Source organism: Streptomyces sp. ISL-100, assembly GCF_018614615.1.
Taxonomy (GTDB): Bacteria; Actinomycetota; Actinomycetes; order Streptomycetales; family Streptomycetaceae; genus Streptomyces.
In genome coordinates this window covers 1-18,854 of the sequence record NZ_JAGGOK010000030.1, presented here as the reverse complement: position 1 = coordinate 18,854, position 18,854 = coordinate 1, and the positions used below count along the sequence as shown (strand labels likewise).

At 68.5% G+C, this 18,854-nt stretch carries 17 protein-coding genes, 1 rRNA gene and 1 pseudogene; 3 read left to right on the top strand and 16 right to left on the bottom strand.

Annotation, left to right across the window (positions count from 1 at the left end):
- Positions 1–53 precede the first annotated feature (53 nt).
- The 6 genes from hemB to J7E89_RS13640 form a co-directional block, all read right to left on the bottom strand.
- Entirely contained in the window at positions 54–1,055 is a 1,002-nt protein-coding gene (gene hemB / locus J7E89_RS13665; protein WP_214973201.1) for a porphobilinogen synthase, read from the bottom strand.
- Positions 1,056–1,334: 279 nt separating this feature from the next.
- The gene (locus J7E89_RS13660) at positions 1,335–3,002 is read right to left on the bottom strand and encodes a bifunctional uroporphyrinogen-III C-methyltransferase/uroporphyrinogen-III synthase (protein WP_214973200.1); all 1,668 of its coding nucleotides are present in this window, start codon (positions 3,000–3,002) and stop codon (positions 1,335–1,337) included.
- Positions 2,999–3,988: a hydroxymethylbilane synthase gene (gene hemC / locus J7E89_RS13655; protein ID WP_214973199.1), complete on the bottom strand. Its 990-nt coding sequence runs from the start codon at positions 3,986–3,988 to the stop codon at positions 2,999–3,001. Before hemC ends, J7E89_RS13660 begins: the two co-directional genes overlap by 4 nt.
- Positions 3,985–5,613 (bottom strand): glutamyl-tRNA reductase, encoded by a 1,629-nt coding sequence (locus tag J7E89_RS13650; protein WP_214973193.1) that lies wholly within the window; start codon positions 5,611–5,613, stop codon positions 3,985–3,987. Before J7E89_RS13650 ends, hemC begins: the two co-directional genes overlap by 4 nt.
- The gene (locus J7E89_RS13645; protein ID WP_214973191.1) at positions 5,610–6,422 is read right to left on the bottom strand and encodes a redox-sensing transcriptional repressor Rex; all 813 of its coding nucleotides are present in this window, start codon (positions 6,420–6,422) and stop codon (positions 5,610–5,612) included. Before J7E89_RS13645 ends, J7E89_RS13650 begins: the two co-directional genes overlap by 4 nt.
- Before the next feature lie 326 nt (positions 6,423–6,748).
- On the bottom strand, positions 6,749–7,030 hold the full coding sequence (locus tag J7E89_RS13640; RefSeq protein WP_214973189.1) for a glutaredoxin family protein: 282 nt from the start codon (positions 7,028–7,030) through the stop codon (positions 6,749–6,751).
- Between the two features lie 124 nt (positions 7,031–7,154).
- On the opposite strand from J7E89_RS13640, the gene J7E89_RS13635 reads away from it, so the two are divergent.
- From J7E89_RS13635 to J7E89_RS13625, 3 genes are all read left to right on the top strand, one after another.
- Complete coding sequence (locus tag J7E89_RS13635) at positions 7,155–8,099, top strand: HAD family phosphatase (RefSeq protein ID WP_214973187.1); 945 nt, start codon at positions 7,155–7,157, stop codon at positions 8,097–8,099.
- Positions 8,100–8,483: 384 nt separating this feature from the next.
- The gene (locus J7E89_RS13630) at positions 8,484–9,266 is read left to right on the top strand and encodes an ECF subfamily RNA polymerase sigma factor, BldN family (RefSeq protein WP_069927590.1); all 783 of its coding nucleotides are present in this window, start codon (positions 8,484–8,486) and stop codon (positions 9,264–9,266) included.
- 265 nt (positions 9,267–9,531) lie between these two features.
- Positions 9,532–10,743, top strand: a complete 1,212-nt coding sequence (locus J7E89_RS13625) for a DUF5667 domain-containing protein (RefSeq protein ID WP_214973185.1) — start codon at positions 9,532–9,534, stop codon at positions 10,741–10,743.
- Positions 10,744–10,980: 237 nt separating this feature from the next.
- Here J7E89_RS13625 and J7E89_RS13620 read toward each other — a convergent pair whose 3' ends face one another.
- The 10 genes and pseudogenes from J7E89_RS13620 to rrf all read right to left on the bottom strand — a co-directional run bounded on the left by J7E89_RS13620 (position 10,981) and on the right by rrf (position 18,803).
- Positions 10,981–12,084 carry a lysophospholipid acyltransferase family protein gene (locus J7E89_RS13620; RefSeq protein WP_214973183.1) on the bottom strand — a complete coding sequence of 368 codons (1,104 nt, stop codon included), beginning with the start codon at positions 12,082–12,084 and terminating at the stop codon, positions 10,981–10,983.
- 1 nt (position 12,085) lies between these two features.
- On the bottom strand, positions 12,086–13,201 hold the full coding sequence (locus J7E89_RS13615; protein ID WP_214973180.1) for an NAD-dependent epimerase/dehydratase family protein: 1,116 nt from the start codon (positions 13,199–13,201) through the stop codon (positions 12,086–12,088).
- Between the two features lie 204 nt (positions 13,202–13,405).
- Positions 13,406–13,504: a 30S ribosomal protein bS22 gene (locus J7E89_RS13610; protein WP_003948845.1), complete on the bottom strand. Its 99-nt coding sequence runs from the start codon at positions 13,502–13,504 to the stop codon at positions 13,406–13,408.
- Between the two features lie 110 nt (positions 13,505–13,614).
- Positions 13,615–13,827, bottom strand: coding sequence for a helix-turn-helix domain-containing protein (locus J7E89_RS13605; RefSeq protein WP_014046653.1), 213 nt, complete (start codon positions 13,825–13,827; stop codon positions 13,615–13,617).
- Positions 13,828–13,954: 127 nt separating this feature from the next.
- Positions 13,955–14,770, bottom strand: a complete 816-nt coding sequence (locus J7E89_RS13600; RefSeq protein ID WP_214973179.1) for a phosphatase — start codon at positions 14,768–14,770, stop codon at positions 13,955–13,957.
- Positions 14,771–14,871: 101 nt separating this feature from the next.
- Positions 14,872–15,378, bottom strand: coding sequence for an FBP domain-containing protein (locus J7E89_RS13595; protein ID WP_214973177.1), 507 nt, complete (start codon positions 15,376–15,378; stop codon positions 14,872–14,874).
- A 212-nt stretch (positions 15,379–15,590) separates the two neighbouring features.
- Positions 15,591–16,766, bottom strand: a complete 1,176-nt coding sequence (locus J7E89_RS13590) for an acetoin utilization protein AcuC (RefSeq protein WP_214973174.1) — start codon at positions 16,764–16,766, stop codon at positions 15,591–15,593.
- Positions 16,735–17,930: pseudogene (locus tag J7E89_RS13585) on the bottom strand (MFS transporter). Before J7E89_RS13585 ends, J7E89_RS13590 begins: the two are co-directional and overlap by 32 nt.
- A 43-nt stretch (positions 17,931–17,973) precedes the next feature.
- Positions 17,974–18,618 carry an HAD family phosphatase gene (locus tag J7E89_RS13580; protein WP_214973173.1) on the bottom strand — a complete coding sequence of 215 codons (645 nt, stop codon included), beginning with the start codon at positions 18,616–18,618 and terminating at the stop codon, positions 17,974–17,976.
- Between the two features lie 68 nt (positions 18,619–18,686).
- Positions 18,687–18,803: ribosomal RNA gene (gene rrf / locus J7E89_RS13575) — 5S ribosomal RNA — on the bottom strand.
- Positions 18,804–18,854: the final 51 nt, after the last annotated feature.

Below are 18,854 nucleotides of genomic sequence, written 5' to 3'. Positions count from 1 at the left end.
GGAGCGCTCGGGAACGACCCGAAACCCCCAGAAGCAATCAGTGGTATTACCGACTACCCCTGCCGCCCGACCCAGCGCGCAACCTCGGTCGCCCAGTACGTAAGGATCATGTTGGCCCCGGCGCGCTTGATCCCCAGCAGGCTCTCCAGGATCGCCTTATCCCGGTCGATCCAGCCCCGCTCGGCCGCCGCCTCGATCATCGCGTACTCGCCACTGATCTGGTACGCCGCCACCGGCACATCCACTGCCTCGGCGACCTTCGCCAGCACATCCAAATACGGCCCGGCCGGCTTGACCATCACCATGTCGGCGCCTTCATCCAAATCCAGCGCCAGCTCCCGCATGGACTCCCGCAAGTTGGCCGGGTCCTGCTGGTACGTCTTCCGGTCGCCCCGCAGCGAAGACCCCACCGCCTCACGGAACGGACCATAAAAAGCAGAGGAGTACTTGGCCGTGTAAGCCAGAATCGACACATCCTCCTTGCCGATGGTGTCCAGCGCGTCCCGGATGACCCCGACCTGACCGTCCATCATCCCGCTGGGACCCACCACGTGCGCGCCCGCGTCCGCCTGGACCTGCGCCATCTCGGCGTACCGCTCCAGCGTCGCGTCGTTGTCGACACGCCCGTCCGCATCCAGGACGCCACAGTGCCCATGATCGGTGTACTCGTCCAGGCACAGGTCGGACATGATCACGAGGTCGTCCCCCACCTCACCCCGCACCTCACGCAGCGCGACCTGAAGAATCCCGTCCGGGTCGGTCCCAGCCGTCCCCGCCGCATCCTTCTTCTCGTCCTCAGGTACTCCGAACAGCATGATCCCCGCGACGCCCACCTCCACCGCCTCGACAGCTGCCTTCCGCAACGTGTCGAGCGTGTGCTGCTGAACGCCCGGCATGGCCGAAATGGCCACGGGCTCGCTGATGCCTTCCCGTACGAACGCCGGAAGGATCAGATCGGCCGGATGCAGCCGGTTCTCGGCGACCATGCGTCGCATCGCGGGGGTGGTACGCAGCCGACGGGGCCGAGCCCCGGGAAAGGATCCATACACAGTCATGCCAAACACGCTACGCCGCCGAAACGACCCCTTTTACCGTCACCCCGTCGGCACCATCCGCACCACGGAGCTCGACCACGCGGGAGGGCCGGGAGCCCGACCCCCGCCTGAGGCCGGAACCCCGACCCACACGGGAGGGCCGGAACCCCGACCCACACGGGAGGGCCAGGACCCCGACCCACGCATGAGGGCCGGGACCCCGGGCATCGCCCCAGATCCCGGCCCTCACACCACACGCCTCAGCGCCCCGCCGCCTAACAGGCCGCAGCGCCCCGCCGCCTAAGTCGTCCGCCGCCGCCGAGACCCCGGCCGCCGCTCGCTCGGCCGCGTCACATGCTCGCCCGCCGCGATCGCCGCCTCCCGGCGCTGCGTGCCGAAGGCCGCGAGGGCCTCCGCCAGCTTGTGCACCGACGGCTCCGGCGACAGAACGTCGACCCGCAGCCCATGCTCCTCCGCCGTCTTCGCGGTAGCAGGACCAATACACGCAATAACGGTCACGTTGTGCGGCTTACCAGCAATGCCGACCAAATTCCGCACCGTGCTGCTCGACGTAAAGAGAACGGCGTCAAACCCGCCGCCCTTGATCGCCTCCCGCGTATCCGCCGGCGGCGGCGACGCCCGCACAGTCCGGTACGCCGTTACGTCGTCGACCTCCCACCCGAGCTCGATCAGCCCCGCGACCAGCGTCTCCGTCGCGATATCGGCCCGCGGCAGAAAAACGCGATCAATCGGATCGAAAACCGGATCGTAAGGCGGCCAGTCCTCAAGCAACCCCGCCGCCGACTGCTCCCCACTCGGCACAAGATCCGGCTTCACACCGAACTCAATCAACGCCGCAGCCGTCTGCTCCCCCACCGCGGCGACCTTGATCCCCGCGAAAGCACGAGCATCAAGCCCGTACTCCTCAAACTTCTCCCGAACAGCCTTAACAGCATTCACCGACGTGAAAGCTATCCACTCGTACCGCCCCGTAACGAGCCCCTTGACCGCCCGCTCCATCTGCTGCGGGGTCCGAGGCGGCTCGACAGCGATAGTCGGCACCTCGTGCGGCACGGCCCCGTAAGACCGAAGCTGGTCGGAGAGCGACGCCGCCTGCTCCTTCGTACGCGGAACCAGCACCCGCCACCCGAACAGCGGCTTCGACTCGAACCACGACAACTGCTCGCGCTGAGCAGCGGCGCTGCGCTCGCCGACCACGGCTATGACGGGCTGGTGACCATCAGGCGAAGGCAGCACCTTCGCCTGCTTCAAGACCTGGGCGACCGTCCCCAGCGTCGCGTTCCACGTCCGCTGCCGCGTCGTCGTACCAGCCACAGTGACGCTCATCGGCGTATCGGGCTTACGCCCGGCCGAAACCAGCTCACCCGCAGCCGCAGCAACGGCATCCAGCGTCGTGGAAACAACAGCCGTACAGTCACTCGCCCCAACCTCGGACCAGCATCTGTCATCGGCCGCACGCGCATCGACGAAGCGCACATCCGCACCCCGCCCGTCCCGCAGCGGCACACCGGCGTAAGCCGGCACGCCGACCGCCGACGCGATACCGGGCACAACCTCGAAGGGAATGCCTTCAGCAGCGCAAGCGAGCATCTCCTCGCCCGCGTTGCCGTCGAGGCCCGGGTCGCCGGAGATCGCACGAACGACCCGCTTGCCGCCCCGCGCGGCCTCCATGACAAGATTGACCGCATCCCTGATCGCGGGGATACCGGCGGCAGTTGACGCATCGTCAACCACCGTCAGCTGAGGCGTGCTTACGCCCGCTCTGACATGACTGCGTACGACATCGAGCACATGTGGCTCGGCGATCAGCACGTCCGCGCTCGTAAGCGCCTCGACGGCACGCAGCGTCAGCAGACCAGGGTCACCGGGTCCGGCGCCGAGGAAAGTGACGTGCCCGGATGCCGGGAACGCCGAAGGTGCTGACGTAGAGGTGGTGGTGGGGCTCATTGTGCTCGCTCCCCCATAAGACCGGCCGCACCCTTCGCGAGCATCTCGTCCGCGAGTTCGCGTCCGAGAGTGATCGCGTCGTTGTGCGACGTGGGTACGGGACCGGTAGTGGACAGCTGCACCAGCTCAGAGCCGTCGGTCGTACCGACGACACCGCGCAGGCGCATTTCGTTGACAACCTGTCCGTCGGCCAGCAGGTCGGCCAGTGCACCCACAGGTGCGCTGCAACCGGCCTCCAGGGCGGCGAGCAGGGATCGCTCGGCGGTCACGGCGACCCGCGTGTACGGGTCGTCGAGCTCGGCGAGCGCGGCAGCGAGTTCGACGCGTGTGGCGGCGCACTCGATTGCCAGGGCCCCCTGGCCGGGGGCAGGCAGGACGACATCGACCGAAAGGAACTCGGTCACTTCGTCGATCCTGCCGATGCGGTTGAGGCCGGCGGCGGCCAGAACCACCGCATCCAGTTCCCCGCTCCGTACATATCCGACACGAGTGTCGATGTTGCCGCGAATCGGGACGGTCTCAATATCGAGACCATGGACCCGCGCGTACGCATTGAGCTGCGCCATGCGGCGCGGCGATCCAGTGCCCACCCGGGACCCGGCAGGCAGCTGCGCCAGCCTGAGCCCGTCCCGCGCGACAAGCACGTCACGCGGATCCTCACGCTCCGGCACGGCGGCCAGCGTCAGATCGTCCGGCTGGGCGGTCGGCAGGTCCTTGAGCGAATGAACCGCGAAGTCCACTTCACCGCTCAGCAGCGCATCGCGCAGCGCCGTCACGAAGACGCCCGTGCCGCCGATCTGCGCGAGGTGCTCTCGCGAGACGTCTCCGTACGTGGTGATCTCCACCAGCTCGACGGGGCGCCCCGTGATCTGACGCACCGCCTCGGCGACGTGTCCGGACTGGGCCATGGCGAGCTTGCTGCGCCTGGTCCCCAGCCTCAAGGGATCCGTCTTCAAGGCACCGTTCTTCAAGGCATCAGTAGTCATGCCCGCCCTCTATTCCCACCGTCAGGGGTGTCGTTCAGGTCGGCCCTGCTGACGGCGGCGACCGTCTGCGGGTCGAGGTCGAAGAGTTCGCGCAGCGCGTCCGCGTACCCGGCACCGCCGGGCTCGCTGGCGAGCTGCTTGACCCGCACGGTGGGCGCGTGCAGGAGCTTGTCGACGACGCGGCGCACGGCCTGTGTGATCTCCGCGCGCTGCTTTTCGTCCAGTCCGGGAAGCCGCCCCTCGAGCCGGGCGACCTCGTTGCTCACCACATCAGCCGCCATGCTGCGCAGGGCGACGACGGTGGGCGTGATCTGTGCGGCACGCTGGGCAGCGCCGAAGGCCGCGACCTCGTCGGAGACGATGGTCCGCACCTGGTCCACATCGGCGGCCATGGGCGCGTCGGCAGAGGCTTCGGCCAGCGACTCGATGTCCACCAGCCGTACGCCGTCGAGCCGGTGTACGCCGCCGTCGATGTCGCGGGGCATGGCGAGGTCGAGCAGCGCGAGCCGTACGGGCGCACCACCGCGCACACCGGCCTGCCCGCGCGTACGGGCCTGAGCGACGGCGGTGCCGTTGTCGGCCCACGCGCCGTGCTGCTCCATGGACTCGGCGTCGGCGCCCTGCCGAGCGGCGGGCACGACGGCAGCATCGCTCGGCACCGGACAGCCCGCAGGCTCACCAGCACCAACATCCCCACCGGCACCCGCACCCGCAAAGGCGCCAGCGTCCGCACCACCACCGGCACCAGCGCCACGCCCCGCCACAGACCCGGCCGTAGCGTGATCCACCGTCAGTCCGAGCGCGCTCGCGACATGCTCGGCCGTCAGCACAAGACCGGTCGCGCCGGTGCAGGACACCACAACATCGACTCGTGTCAGCTCACGCGCCACGTCGGCCATCGGCACAGCTCGCGCCACGCCGCCCGCCTCGCCCAGGATCTCCGCCAGTCGCTCCGCGCGCGCCTGCGTGCGGTTCGCGACGACGACCTCGGCCACTCCCGTGCGTACGAGCGTCGCCGCGGCCAGCGAGGACATCGAGCCCGCACCGATAACGAGCGCCCGCTTGCCCGCCGCCCACTCACCGACCGAGAGCCCACTACCCACCGCGAGCTGTTCGAGCCCGAAGGTGACGAGCGACTGCCCGGCCCGGTCGATACCGGTCTCGGAGTGCGCCCGCTTCCCGACGCGCAGCGCCTGCTGGAAGAGGTCGTTGAGGAGCCGGCCCGCAGTGTGGAGCTCCTGCCCCAGGGCGAGCGCGTCCTTGATCTGGCCGAGGATCTGGCCCTCGCCGACGACCATCGAATCGAGCCCGCAGGCCACCGACAGCAGATGGTGGACGGCCCGGTCCTCGTAGTGCACGTACAAATACGGAGTGAGCTCCTCGAGCCCCACCCCACTGTGCTGAGCGAGCAGCGTGGACAGCTCGGCGACACCGGCGTGGAACTTGTCCACGTCGGCGTACAGCTCAATGCGGTTGCACGTCGCCAGCACGGCGGCCTCGACCGCCGGCTCCGAGGCGAGCGTGTCCTGGAGGAGCTTGGCCTGCGTATCGGCGGCCAGCGACGCCCGCTCCAGCACGCTGACCGGAGCGCTGCGGTGACTCAGCCCGACAACCAGAAGACTCATGCCGGCATCACGGCGGGGACATCCCCGTCGGGTCCCTTCCGGCTCGCAGCAGCGCCCGCACCTGCGGCCGCACCCGCACCCGCGGCCCCGCGCAACGGCGGCGCCGTCACGGCGTCGCCCGTCGCGGCAGCCACGGCGGCGGCTTCTTCGCCGGCCTTGCGCTGCTCGTGGAAGGCGAGGATCTGGAGCTCGATGGAGAGATCGACCTTGCGTACGTCGACCCCGTCCGGCACCGACAGAACGGTCGGCGCGAAGTTGAGGATCGAGGTCACACCGGCGGCGATGAGCCGCTCACCGACCTGCTGCGCCGCACCCGCGGGCGTGGCGATGACGCCGATGTGGACGCCGTTCTCGCTGATGATCTTCTCAAGATCGTCGGTGTGCTGTACGGGCATCCCGGCGACAGGCTTGCCCGCCATGGCGGGGTCGGCGTCTATGAGCGCGGCAACGCGGAAGCCACGGGAAGCGAACCCGCCGTAGTTGGCGAGGGCGGCGCCGAGGTTACCGATGCCGACGATGACGACCGGCCAGTCCTGGGTGAGGCCCAGCTCGCGGGAGATCTGGTAGACGAGGTACTCGACGTCGTATCCGACCCCACGCGTCCCGTAGGACCCGAGGTAGGAGAAGTCCTTGCGCAGCTTCGCGGAGTTGACCCCGGCCGCGGCGGCGAGCTCCTCGGAGGAGACCGTGGGGACGGAGCGCTCGGAGAGCGCCGTCAGGGCACGCAGATACAGCGGAAGGCGGGCGACGGTGGCCTCGGGAATGCCTCGGCTACGGGTCGCCGGTCGGTGATTTCGGCCAGTTGCCACGGTGCTCCTGCGGGATGAGCGGGGCTGCAGGCGGCCGTATGTACCAGGACCGCCCCGTCGCAAGCAGGCTATGCCTTTGTGAACGCGTGCACAAAGATGGTGTCCGCTTTGTCCGCCCAAAGTGACCGGGGTCACGCATGCCGCCCGCCCGATCACGGAACCGCGGACCGCCCGAACTCGTTGAAAATCCGAAGGGGGCAAAACCGTACACACTCCTCACGACTACGCCCCCGAGATCGCTCAAACCGCCCATAATGCTAGCTGCCTTTCAGCCGGCCCCTCAGCCTCCGGCGCCTCGCCCTCTCCACCGCCGGCGCCTCGCCCCCTCAGGCCTCCAGCGCCTTGCGGAGCCGCCCGGGGTCCACACGCCAGAAGGTGTGCTGCTCGCCGTCGACCAGGACAACCGGAATCTGCTCCCAGTACGCCCGGTTCAACTCCTCGTCCTGGGTGATGTCCTTCTCCTCCCAGGGCACTCCGAGCGCTCCGCACACCTCTCTCACGACACCCCGCGCGTCGTCACAGAGATGACAGCCCGGCTTCCCGACCAGCGTGACCAATCGCTCCTCGGGCTTCCGCTTCGCCGACGTACGTCGCAACAAGGGACTCATAACGCCATTCTCGCCCCGCCCGGCCGCGCCACGTCCGTCCGCGTAACACCCGCGCCCCGGAGAGTTCACGCCGCCGCATCCCGGCAGGTCCGGAAGTACCGAACAGACTGGCTATGCTCACGACATGGCCGCACTGGGATGGCTCACCCCCCGCAGGCGCTCGGCGACAGCCCGGAGCGTGCTGGCGGGAGAGGCAGCAGCCGAGGCAGCACGCAAGACGTCGCAGGAGTACGAAGGGCTCGCCGCGACGCCGTCCGGCAAGCCCGAAGAACCCGAGCCCGCGTTCCCCGTAGTAGGAGACGACCGGGCCGCCGCCTTCTTCGACCTCGACAACACCGTCATGCAGGGCGCCGCGATCTTCCACTTCGGCCGCGGCCTCTACAAGCGGAAGTTCTTCCAGCGTCAGGAGCTGGCCCGCTTCGCCTGGCAGCAGGCCTGGTTCCGCCTCGCCGGCGTCGAGGACCCCGAGCACATGCAGGACGCCCGTGACAGCGCGCTGTCCATCGTCAAGGGCCACCGCGTCTCCGAGCTGATGTTCATCGGCGAGGAGATCTACGACGAATACATGGCCGAGCGCATCTGGCCCGGCACCCGCGCCCTCGCCCAGGCCCACCTCGACGCGGGCCAGAAGGTCTGGCTGGTCACCGCCGCCCCCGTCGAGACGGCCACGATCATCGCCCGCCGCCTGGGCCTGACCGGCGCCCTCGGCACGGTCGCGGAATCCGTCGACGGCGTTTATACGGGCAAGCTGGTCGGCGAACCCCTGCACGGCCCCGCGAAGGCGGAGGCGGTACGCGCCCTGGCCGCCGCCGAAGATCTCGACCTGACCCGCTGCGCGGCGTACAGCGACTCGCACAACGACATCCCGATGCTCTCGCTCGTCGGGCACCCGTACGCGATCAATCCCGACGCGAAGTTGCGCAGGTACGCCCGCGAGCGCGAGTGGCGGCTGCGCGACTACCGGACCGGCCGCAAGGCAGCCAAGGTCGGCATCCCGGCGGCCGCCGGCGTCGGCGCCATCGCCGGCGGCACCGCGGCCGCGATGGCCCTGCACCGCCGCCGCCGCTGATCCGCACCCCTCACCTCGCGCCCCGCACCCGACAGCCGCACGACCCGGCAGTCGGGCATCGGGCAATCCCGGGCTCCTACCCCGCCCCGCGCTCGCCCACCCCTCCTCCGCCGTCGGCCACTCCCGTCAAGCGCACTCGAGCACAACGCATCCAGCAATCACGCAGATTACGAAGTGATCCGATCAACAACTGATCACGATCTGCTACTCGAACCGCCGCCTAGACGTAACAGAAGCGACGGAATCGATGATTTGAGCAACTGGGTGTAGCGCTGCCTGTACGAAGCGTTATTCTCCTCAGACGCATACCGGACCCCACTCATCAGCACGACGAGTGACCGGTCTAGCACTGAACGTGTTGGAAGCTCTGCCTCTGGGAGTCCCGTGTACCCACACGTCGGGGTTGACGCCTCGGGCCTGGCTACGCTGCGCGCAACGGTCGTGGACCGCTTGCGCGGCTTCGTCCCCACCGCGTACGCCGTCCCCGCCCTTGCCACCCCTGCACTTGTCGGCCCCTGCTATGCCCTGGCCGACGGCGGTGCGGCGGTCGGCAGACGCAGCCGTGGCGCCGGCTCGGGCACTGGCACGTCCACCGCCCGTCGGCCCAGTGCCGACAGCGACAGCGCACGCATGATGGACCTTGTCGAACGCGCTCAGGCCGGCGAGGCCGATGCGTTCGGCCGTCTCTACGACCAGTACAGCGACACGGTCTACCGCTACATCTATTACCGCGTCGGCGGAAAGGCGACCGCGGAAGACCTGACGAGCGAGACGTTCCTGCGCGCCCTGCGCCGCATCTCCACCTTCACCTGGCAGGGGCGCGACTTCGGCGCCTGGCTGGTCACCATCGCCCGAAATCTGGTCGCCGACCACTTCAAATCGAGCCGGTTCCGACTCGAAGTGACCACCGGTGAAATGCTCGACGCCAACGAGGTCGAGCGCAGCCCGGAGGACTCCGTCCTCGAATCCCTCTCCAACGCGGCCCTCCTGGAAGCGGTCCGCAAGCTCAACCCGCAGCAGCAGGAGTGCGTGACCCTGCGCTTCCTGCAGGGACTCTCGGTCGCCGAGACGGCTCGCGTCATGGGCAAGAACGAGGGCGCGATCAAGACCCTCCAGTACCGGGCCGTACGTACACTGGCCCGACTCCTGCCCGACGACGCCCGCTGACACGCTGACACGCGCCGGCGCAAGCCCGCCGATCGGCCGACCGCACCTCACGGTCGGTAACGCCTCGCTGCCCCTCGACGACGTCGTGGTCCGATCATCCTTCGCGCGTAACCCAAGTGCCGCGACGCTCGTTGTGCGGGATGCAGGCTCCCTGCGGTCACGCCATGTCCGCAGCCACTCACTCGATCGTGTGGATGTGCTCATGGCGTGCAACCTTCCGGACCCCCAGGGGAGTCGATCGTCATGACGAGAGGAGGTGCCGCCAGTGATCGCGAACGTATCGGCGCACCGGCGGGCGAACGCCTTCGCCCAAGCGCTGGAGGCACAGACGCCCCAGGGCACGGCGGCAGATCAGTCCGAAGAAACGGCCGAAGGGCCAGAGCCCACACGGCTTTTGGCCCTGGCGAACGGTCTCGGCGAGCTGCCGTCACCGGAGTTGGACCCCGAGGTCAAAGTCGTCCAGCGGGCACAGCTCATCGCCGCCATGGAAGCGATGGTCGCCGAAGGCGGCGCGCCGACGGGCCCTACGGTGCCCGAGCAGCGAACCGGACGGGGCGCCCACCGGGCATCCCCGCTCCACAAGCTGCGCCCGCGCTCCCGCTGGTCGAAGGGCATCGCTGCAGGCGGGCTCACCGTCGGTGTGGCCGCCGGAGCCTTCAGCGGAGTCGCCGCTGCGAGTTCCGACGCCCTGCCGGGTGATTCGCTGTACGGGCTGAAGCGAGGCATGGAAGACGTCAAGCTCGGCTTGGCCGGCGACGACGCCGACCGTGGCGAGATCTATCTCAACCAGGCTTCGACCCGCCTCATGGAGGCTCGCCGCCTCTTGGAGCGCGGCCGAACCGCCGATCTGGACCACGAACAGCTGGGCGAGGTCAGGCGCACGCTGAGCGGAATGACGCACGACGCGGGCGAAGGCCACCGCCTTCTCAGCAGGGCCTACGAGCGTGACGGCTCGATCGGCTCCATCCAGGCCCTGTCGTCGTTCGCCAAGTCGCACCGCCAAGCGTGGAGCAGCCTGCGCGAGCGGCTGCCGGTGCAGCTGACCGACGTGGGCGACCAGGTGAGCTCGGTCTTCGACGCCATAGACGAAGAGGTAGCACCACTGCAGTCGCTCCTCCCACGTACCCCGAAGTCACCCGAGAGCCCGGACCGCCCCAGCGGCTCCACCCAGGACCGTACGGGCACACCTGACACCGACCGCCCCGCGCCTTCCACCACCACGTCCTCCGGTGGCCGAACGGGCGAGGAAAGCAAGCCCAAGCCGTCCTCTCCCAGAAGCAGTTCCCAGGACGAGGGCGGGCTCATCGGCGGCGCCCCGGGCGACCTCCTGAACCCCCCGTTGGCGGACACTCCTTCGTCGTCGCAGTCCGACAAGGACAAGGACGGCAGCAACCCGCCGATCCCGGACGTCACCGTCCCCCCGCTGCTCCCCGGAATCCTCCCGGGCCTGGGCATCGAGGAGGAGAACGCACCGTAACCCCACCCCGGCAACACGAGTGGGCCCGCTCTCCCCAGAGACCGGGCCCGCTTTTCTCTCCACTCAAGCCCGTCCCTCAAGCCCGTCCCTCAAGCCCCCACTCAAGCCCCCACTCAAGCCCGTCCGGCGATTGAGGACAAAGGGGGCCTGGGGGCTCGCCCCCAGTTTCGGGAAGGGGCGGGTAGGGGACAGCCCCGCGCAGCGGCCAACCCAGCCCGCCCAGAACGCCCAGAACGCTCAGAAGAAAACGGACCGCCGCTGCACCAGCAGCTTGTACAACGTGTGCTGAATCTGCTCCCGCACCTGATCCGTCAGATTGAACATCAGCATCGGATCCTCCGCCGCCTCCCCCGGATACCCCTCCGTAGGAATCGGCTCCCCGAACTGAATCGTCCACTTGGTAGGCAACGGCAAGGCCCCCAACGGCCCCAGCCAGGGAAACGTAGGCGTGATCGGGAAGTACGGAATCCCCAGCACCCGCGCCAACGTCCGCGCGTTCCCGATCATCGGGTAAATCTCCTCCGCCCCCACAATCGAGCACGGCACGATCGGCGCGCCCGCCCGCAACGCCGTGGAAACGAACCCGCCTCGCCCGAACCGCTGCAACTTGTACCGATCGCTGAACGGCTTACCGATCCCCTTGAAGCCCTCCGGCATCACACCGACGACCTCGCCCCGCCGCAGCAGCTCCTCCGCGTCCTCCGCACAGGCCAGCGTGTGCCCGGCCTTACGCGCCAGCTCGTTAACGACCGGCAGCATAAAAACCAAATCCGCCGCCAGCAGCCGCACATGCCGCCCAGCCGGATGGTTGTCGTGCACCGCGGCCTGAAGCATCAGCCCGTCCAGCGGCAGCGTCCCCGAGTGGTTGGCGACGATGAGTGCCCCGCCCTCCGACGGGATGTTCTCGATGCCCTTGACCTCCACCCGGAAGTACTTCTCGCACAAGGGCCTGATCAGAGACATCAGGACCTTGTCGGTGAGCTCCTCGTCGTACCCGAACTCGTCGACCTCGTAATCACCGGTGAGCCGCCGCCGCAAGAACGCGAGCCCACCAGCGATCCGCCGGTCCCAGCCACCCCCACCCCCGAGATCCGTCTTCGGCTCCTGCACCGCCACCGGGGCCTCCGCGGCCCCCGCATCGTCCGGCGCCGCATGCTGTTCCGGTACGGGCGCGAGTGGCCCCGCCTTGCGGCCCGGAGTCCGCTTCCCCTTGGCGGACTCCTTCGCGGCACCACCGACGCCCACGCCCATGCCCGCACCCACGTCCTTGGACTTGGGCCGGCCGGCGGCCCGCCTGGTCCTCGGATCATCGCCGAATGGAATGACCTTGGCATCGGCCATGTCAGATGCGCTCCTTGCTGACGTTGCTGGCATCGCTGGCTCTCCCGGCATCGCTGGCTCTCCCGGCGTCGCTGACGTTCCCGCCGTCGCTGACGACAAGAGCGGAGATCCGATCGACGGTACGAGCAATGGCCTCCGGCGGCAGCAGCCCCGCCCCCCGGCTGCGCGCAAAGTCCGAGAAGGCCTCCGCGGTCGTGTACTTCGGCTCAAACCCCAGGGTCTCCCGCATCTGCACCGTCCTGACGACCCGTCCGTGCGTCAGCAGCCGGATCTGCTCGGGCGAGAAGTCGGTCACCCCGACCGTCCGCAGCGCGGACCCTACCCAGGTGACGGCGGGCAGCAGCACCGGCACGGTCGGCCGCCCGAGCCGCCGCGAGCACTGCGAGAGCGTCAGCACGCCGTCGCCCGCGATGTTGAAGGTGCCGCTGTTCATCGTTCCGCGCCGAGGATCGTGCGAGGCGATGCGCAGAACATCAACAACGTCATCCTCATGCACGAACTGCAGCCGCGGGTCGTACCCGAAGACCGTCGGCAGCACAGGCAACGAGAAGTAATCAGCCAGCGGAGAATCCGCACAGGGCCCAAGAATGTTGGCGAACCGCAGCACACACACGGCCACGTCGGGCCGCCGGCGCGCGAAGCCCCTCACGTACCCTTCAACCTCGACCGCGTCCTTGGCGAAGCCTCCGCTCGGCAACGACTTCGGCGGCGTGGTCTCGGTGAAGACGGCAGGGTCGCGCGGCGCCGACCCATAAACGCTCGTACTCGACTTCACGACGAGCCGCTGCACGGTCGGCGACTTCTGGCAGGCACCGAGCAACTGCATCGTGCCGATGACGTTGGTCTCCTTCACCGACGTACGACTGCCGCCGGTGCCCAGCGGCGTACCGGTGACGTCCATGTGCACGACGGTGTCGACGCCGTGCTCGGCGAGCACGCGCGCGATGGCGGGCTGGCGGATGTCCGCCTGCACGAAGTCGGCACCGCCGAGGTGATGCTCAGGCGGAACCGCATCGACTCCGATCACCCGGTCCACATCGGGATCACGCTGGATCCGCCGTACGAAACGGCCGCCCAGCTGCCGGGCCACACCTGTGACGAGCACGACCTTGCCCAAGATCAGCGCCTTCCCTCGGTCTCCCCTAGCGCCACCGTAGCGGTTGGACGTTGCGCTGTGATGACCGCAAGGCGCCCGAAGTGACAGCAGACACACATGGGCTACGCGAGCCGCAAGAGACGCACCACAACGCACCGGCCGCAACGCACCGCAGCCCTCCCACCATGAAGGTGGAAGGGCTGCGGATACACGTACAGCGGCCGCTTACTTCTTGTTACGACGCTGAACGCGGGTGCGCTTGAGCAGCTTGCGGTGCTTCTTCTTGGCCATCCGCTTGCGCCGCTTCTTGATAACAGAGCCCACGACTACCCTCGCTCACTTCTCTTCACTCGGTGCGGGGCGTCTGGGCCCACACGACCTACGAGGGCCTAGCCTACCCGCCACCGAGAGAGGGACGTAATCCGAGGCCGCCGTCAGGCCGATTCCACCCCCACAAAGGACTCGCGGAGGTACTCGTGAACCGCTTGCTCCGGAACCCGGAAGGACCTGCCCACCCGGATCGCCGGCAGATGACCACTGTGCACCAATCGGTACACGGTCATCTTCGACACTCGCATCACCGAGGCGACTTCCGCCACGGTCAGAAACTTGACCTCGTTGAGAGGCCTCTCGCTGCCAGCAGCCATGACCCACCTGTACCTTCCGCACCCGACGCGCACCGGCTTCCCCTCCGGTGACTCTTCGTCGTTGTGCGCTCACTCCCAGACTAGGGGCGTGTGATGCGAGTGGGGAAGAGGAGCTGCCATCCGCCTCCTACCGTGACAGACACGCCCGATTGAGTACATAGCGAGTAAGCGGTCGGTAGTAATCAGACCGCACGGCATCATCAAGCGGAACGGCAACGGACACCCGCCCCTCAGCCTCCCCGACGAACAGCGCGGGATCATCGGTATCCGCCAGTCCAATAGCCTCGAACCCCAACTGACCTGCACCGCAGACCCACCCGTGGTCCCCCACGACAAGCCCGGGCAAGGGGCCGCCCCCGTCCCCCGCGGCGGCGAGCGCGACCCTAACCGGGAGGGGTGAGTGGCTGTGTGCGCCGGTACCACTGACAGGCCCACGCGCGCCGGGTTCGCGCACCAGCGCGACTCCTCGTACGTAGTCGAGGTTGTACGTGCGTACGCCGAACCGGGTCGTTATGTCGACACATCGCCCCTGCGCGGGTGTGAGGACAAGGCATCCCGCCGCCGACAAGGCGTCTGCGAGACCGGTGTAGAACCCGAGCAGCCGATGCGGATGCCCGGTCCCGAGCATCACCGGAACCCGCCGCGCGGCGGCTTCCCCCAGCCGCCCCGCGAACGCCTCCAACGCGGCCAAGGTCCGCTCGGGATCGATCACATCGGCCCCACTGACAAACCCCGGATCGTCAGAAACCCCACACCTTTCGGCCATCAGAGCCATCACATCGCGCTCGTCCCAGGCCCATTCGGGATCGAGCCCGAGCAGCACCCGGGGATCCCGCGCGGCGAACAGCCGGTAGCTGCGCAGACTCTGCTCCCGCGAGGTGGCCACGGTCCCGGCCAGCCGGGCCGCCAACAGATGCGCACGCAACGCGCCAGTACTCAACACCCTCCCGATGCTCCCCCACCCCCGAGCGCCTTTCCCCCAAAACCCCGAACACACCCCACACTTGGCGTAACCCACCAACGAACGAAGCCACCACGCCCCGGCTAGCCGCCCTGCGTCACCTTCGCCACGAAGGCGTCCAGGTTGCCGAGCGTACGGGCGATCCGCTCCTCCAGGCTCAGGCTCTCCTCGTACCGGCCACTGCGCAGCTTGGGCTGCCGCTTGCCCCGTACGTACAGGGAGCAGGCGAGGTCGGCGCAGATGTAGGTGCCGACGGTGTTGCCCTCGCGGCCCCGGGCGCCGGCCAGCGGCGCCACGAGAAGCGTGACGCCGGAGGAGGCGTGCCCGGTGAGGCACAGCTGGCAGAGGCTGGACTTCACCGCGCTGGTGCGGGTCGCACCGGGCACCCGCAGGGTGATCCCGAGCGGTCCGTCCGGCCGAGCCAGGACGAGGTGCGCCCGCAGCGGCGCGCCGGGGTCGACCCACCCGAGGAAATCGAGGTCTTCCCAGGGGATTTCCGCGAAGCCGAGGGGCAGTTTCAGGCGGGCCGCCTCGCCCTTGGTGCAGTTCACGAAGGACGAGCGGATCTGTTTCTCACTAAGCGCTTCCACGGACGTCGACCGTACGGACCACACCCCTGCGCCCGCATCCGATTATTTGCCCGATTCGTGGAGCCGGCCGCCCGGCGGCCTGGGGGCTTGCCCCCAGTTTCGGGAAGGGACGGCCAGGGGAAAGCCCCGCGCAGCGGCCAAGCACCCGCACCCGTCACCACCGCACACCACGCCCGCACCACGCCCGCACCACGCCCACCCAACCGCCCCGCCTACGCCAACAACCCCCGCAAAGGAAACACCGCTCGACGAGCCGCCAGCACCGCCTGGTCCAGCCGGTCCGCAGGGTCGTACCCCGCGTCCCACCCCTTCCACTCCGGCGCCATCCCATCCGTCATCCGCCCCGGCCCCAACTGCCGCGTACGCGCATACACTTCGTCCCGCCAAGACGCCGGAATCACCGACTCCGGATCAACCGGCCGATGCGCCGCGATCCCCACCAGATGCGTCCAGGACCGCGGTACGACATCCACCACCGCATATCCCCCGCCCCCCAGCGCAACCCACTTCCCGCCCTCCACGTACGCATGTGCGAGCTCATGACACGCCGCCTGCACCGCCCGCTGCGCATCCAGCGATACGGCCAAATGGGCCAGCGGATCCTCGAAATGCGTATCCGCCCCGTGCTGCGTAATCAGCACCTGGGGCCGGAAGTCCGCCAACAACTCCGGCACGACCGCATGGAACGCACGCAGCCACCCCGCGTCCCCCGTCCCCGCCGGCAGCGCCACATTCACGGCCGAGCCCTCGCCCGCCCCACTCGCGCCCGTCTCCTCCGGCCACCCGGTCCCCGGGAAGAGCGTCCGCGGATGCTCGTGAAGCGACACCGTCAGGACCCGCGGGTCCTCCCAGAAGGCCGCCTGCACCCCGTCCCCGTGGTGCACATCCACGTCCACATACGCGACCCGCTCCGCCCCCAGCTCCAGCAGCCGCGCGATCGCGAGCGCCGGGTCGTTGTAAACGCAGAACCCCGCCGCGCTCCCCGGCATCGCATGATGCAGCCCGCCCGCGAAGTTCACCGCATGCGCGGCCTCACCCCGCCAGACCGCCTCCGCGGCACCCACCGACTGCCCGGCGATCAGCGCGGAAGCCTCATGCATCCCCGCGAAAGCGGGATCATCAACAGTCCCGAGCCCGTACGCCTGATCCGCGCGCCGCGGATCCGCCGAAGCCGCCCGCACCGCCGCCACATAGTCCTCGCGGTGCACAAGCCGAAGCGTCGAGTCGCCCGCCGCCGGCGCGGCGACCACGTCCACCGCCCGGTCGAGCCCGTACGCCCGTACGAGCCCCATGGTCAGGTCGAGCCTGACCGGGTCCATCGGATGGCTTGCCCCGAAGTCGTATCCCGTTACCGCGTCATCCCACATCAACAGTGCGCGCCCGCTCATGCCCGCCACCGTATCGGTCCGTCCCGGAAGCGAACGAACGGGCGTACACCAGCGTCACCAGCACCAGCACCATCGGCACGAGCATCGCCCCGCGATAGCTCCACGCATCCCCGAGCGCCCCCACCAACGGCGCACCGACCAGGAACCCCACGTAATTGAACACATTCAGCCGAGCCACAGCCGCGTCGCTCGCCGCACCGGGGAACATCCGCCCCGCCGCCGCGAACGTCTGCGGCACGATCACGCACAGCCCGAACCCGAGCATCGTGAACCCGAGCATCCCGGCCCCCACCCCCGGCGCCCCCGCCACCACCGCGAACCCACCGGCAGCGAACAACGTCCCCGCCCTCACCACGGCCACCGCCCCGAGACGCCGCACCGCAAAGTCCCCGACGGCCCGCCCCACCAACGTCGTGACCATGTAGATGTTGTACGGAAGAGTCGCGGTCTGCTCCGAAGAACCCAGCACGTCCTCCAGGTACTTGGCGCTCCAGTTGGAGACCGTGGAGTCCCCGATGTACGCAAAAGTCATCACCAGGCACAACGGCAACAACAGCTTGAACCCACCTCCCGAAGCCGCCTTCTCCACCCCCACCACAGCCGCACCATCGACATACCACCGACTGCCGACAACCGCCGCAGGCAACAGCACAGCCACCACCGGCAGATAGGAAACAACCAGGGCCAGGTCCCAGTGCGCCCCCACCCACGCGAGCGAGGCCCCCACAATCCCCCCGAGGCTGTACGCCGCATGAAACCCGAGCATGATGCTGCGCCCGTACGCCCGCTGAAGGCTCACCCCCAGCATGTTCATGGACGCGTCCAGCGCCCCGACCGCCACCCCGAACACCCCCAGGGCAACGGCCACTTGCCACATCTCACGACCGGCCCCGACCGCAAGAAGCGCCAACAGCACAACCGGCTGCGACCACCGCAGCACGGCACTCGGCCGGACCCGCTTCACCAGCTGCTCGGTACCGACGCTGCCCACACCGGCCAGGATCGGAACGGCGGCCAGGAAGACCGGCAGCAGCCCGTCGGATATCCCGTACTGGTCCTGGCCGGTGTGGGCAGCCGCGTCACGAGCAGAGCGAATGCCACGCCCTGCGCGAAGAAGCTCAACCCCAAGGAGGCCCTGCCGTGCCGCAGGCGCGTGTCTGTCATGGCCGGACAGCGTAGGCGCGTCACTTACCCATGGGTAGGTCGATCACACAAGCAATCCCGGCAGCTCCCCCAACTCAGCGACGTACCCGGTCGCGCCCCGAAGCCTGTCAGCCGACGTCATGGCCGTGAACCCGTACACATCCATCCCGGCCGCCCGGGCCGCCTCCACCCCGAGCGCACTGTCCTCCACCACGACACACCGCTCCGCCGGTACCCCCATCCGTTCCGCGGCGTGCAGAAACAGGTCCGGCGCCGGCTTGCCCCGCCCGACGTCCTGCGCACTGAAGATCCAGCTGTCCTCGAACCACTCGTCGAGCCCGGTCACCATGTGCCCGACCCGGATCCGCTCATGACTCCCGGACGAAGCGAGGCAGTACGAAACTCCGTCCGCCACCAGCTTCCCCAGCAGCTCCTCCGCCCCGGCGACCGGCTTCAGCTCCTGCTCGAAGGCGGCAAAGATCCGTGCATGCAGTGTCTTGTCGAAGTCCGGGGGCAGCCGCTGCCCGGTCCGCTCCAGTACGAGGTCGTGGATCCGGTGCACAGCGGAACCCATGTAGTCACGGACCGAGTCCTCGTACGAGGTCAAGTGCCCCAACTCGCTCAGGTAACCGGCGAGGATGGTGTTGGAGATGGGCTCGCTGTCCACGAGGACACCGTCGTTGTCGAAGATGATGAGGTCGTAGCGCATGACTTGACCTTAAACGCAAAAAAGCCCCGGCCCCTGGACATAAGTCCAGGGGCCGGGGCATAAAATTTGTTCGGCGGCGTCCTACTCTCCCACAGGGTCCCCCCTGCAGTACCATCGGCGCTGAAAGGCTTAGCTTCCGGGTTCGGAATGTAACCGGGCGTTTCCCTAACGCTATGACCACCGAAACACTATGAAGTTAAACAAACCGGTGCCGACACAGTTCGTTACTTCAGAAC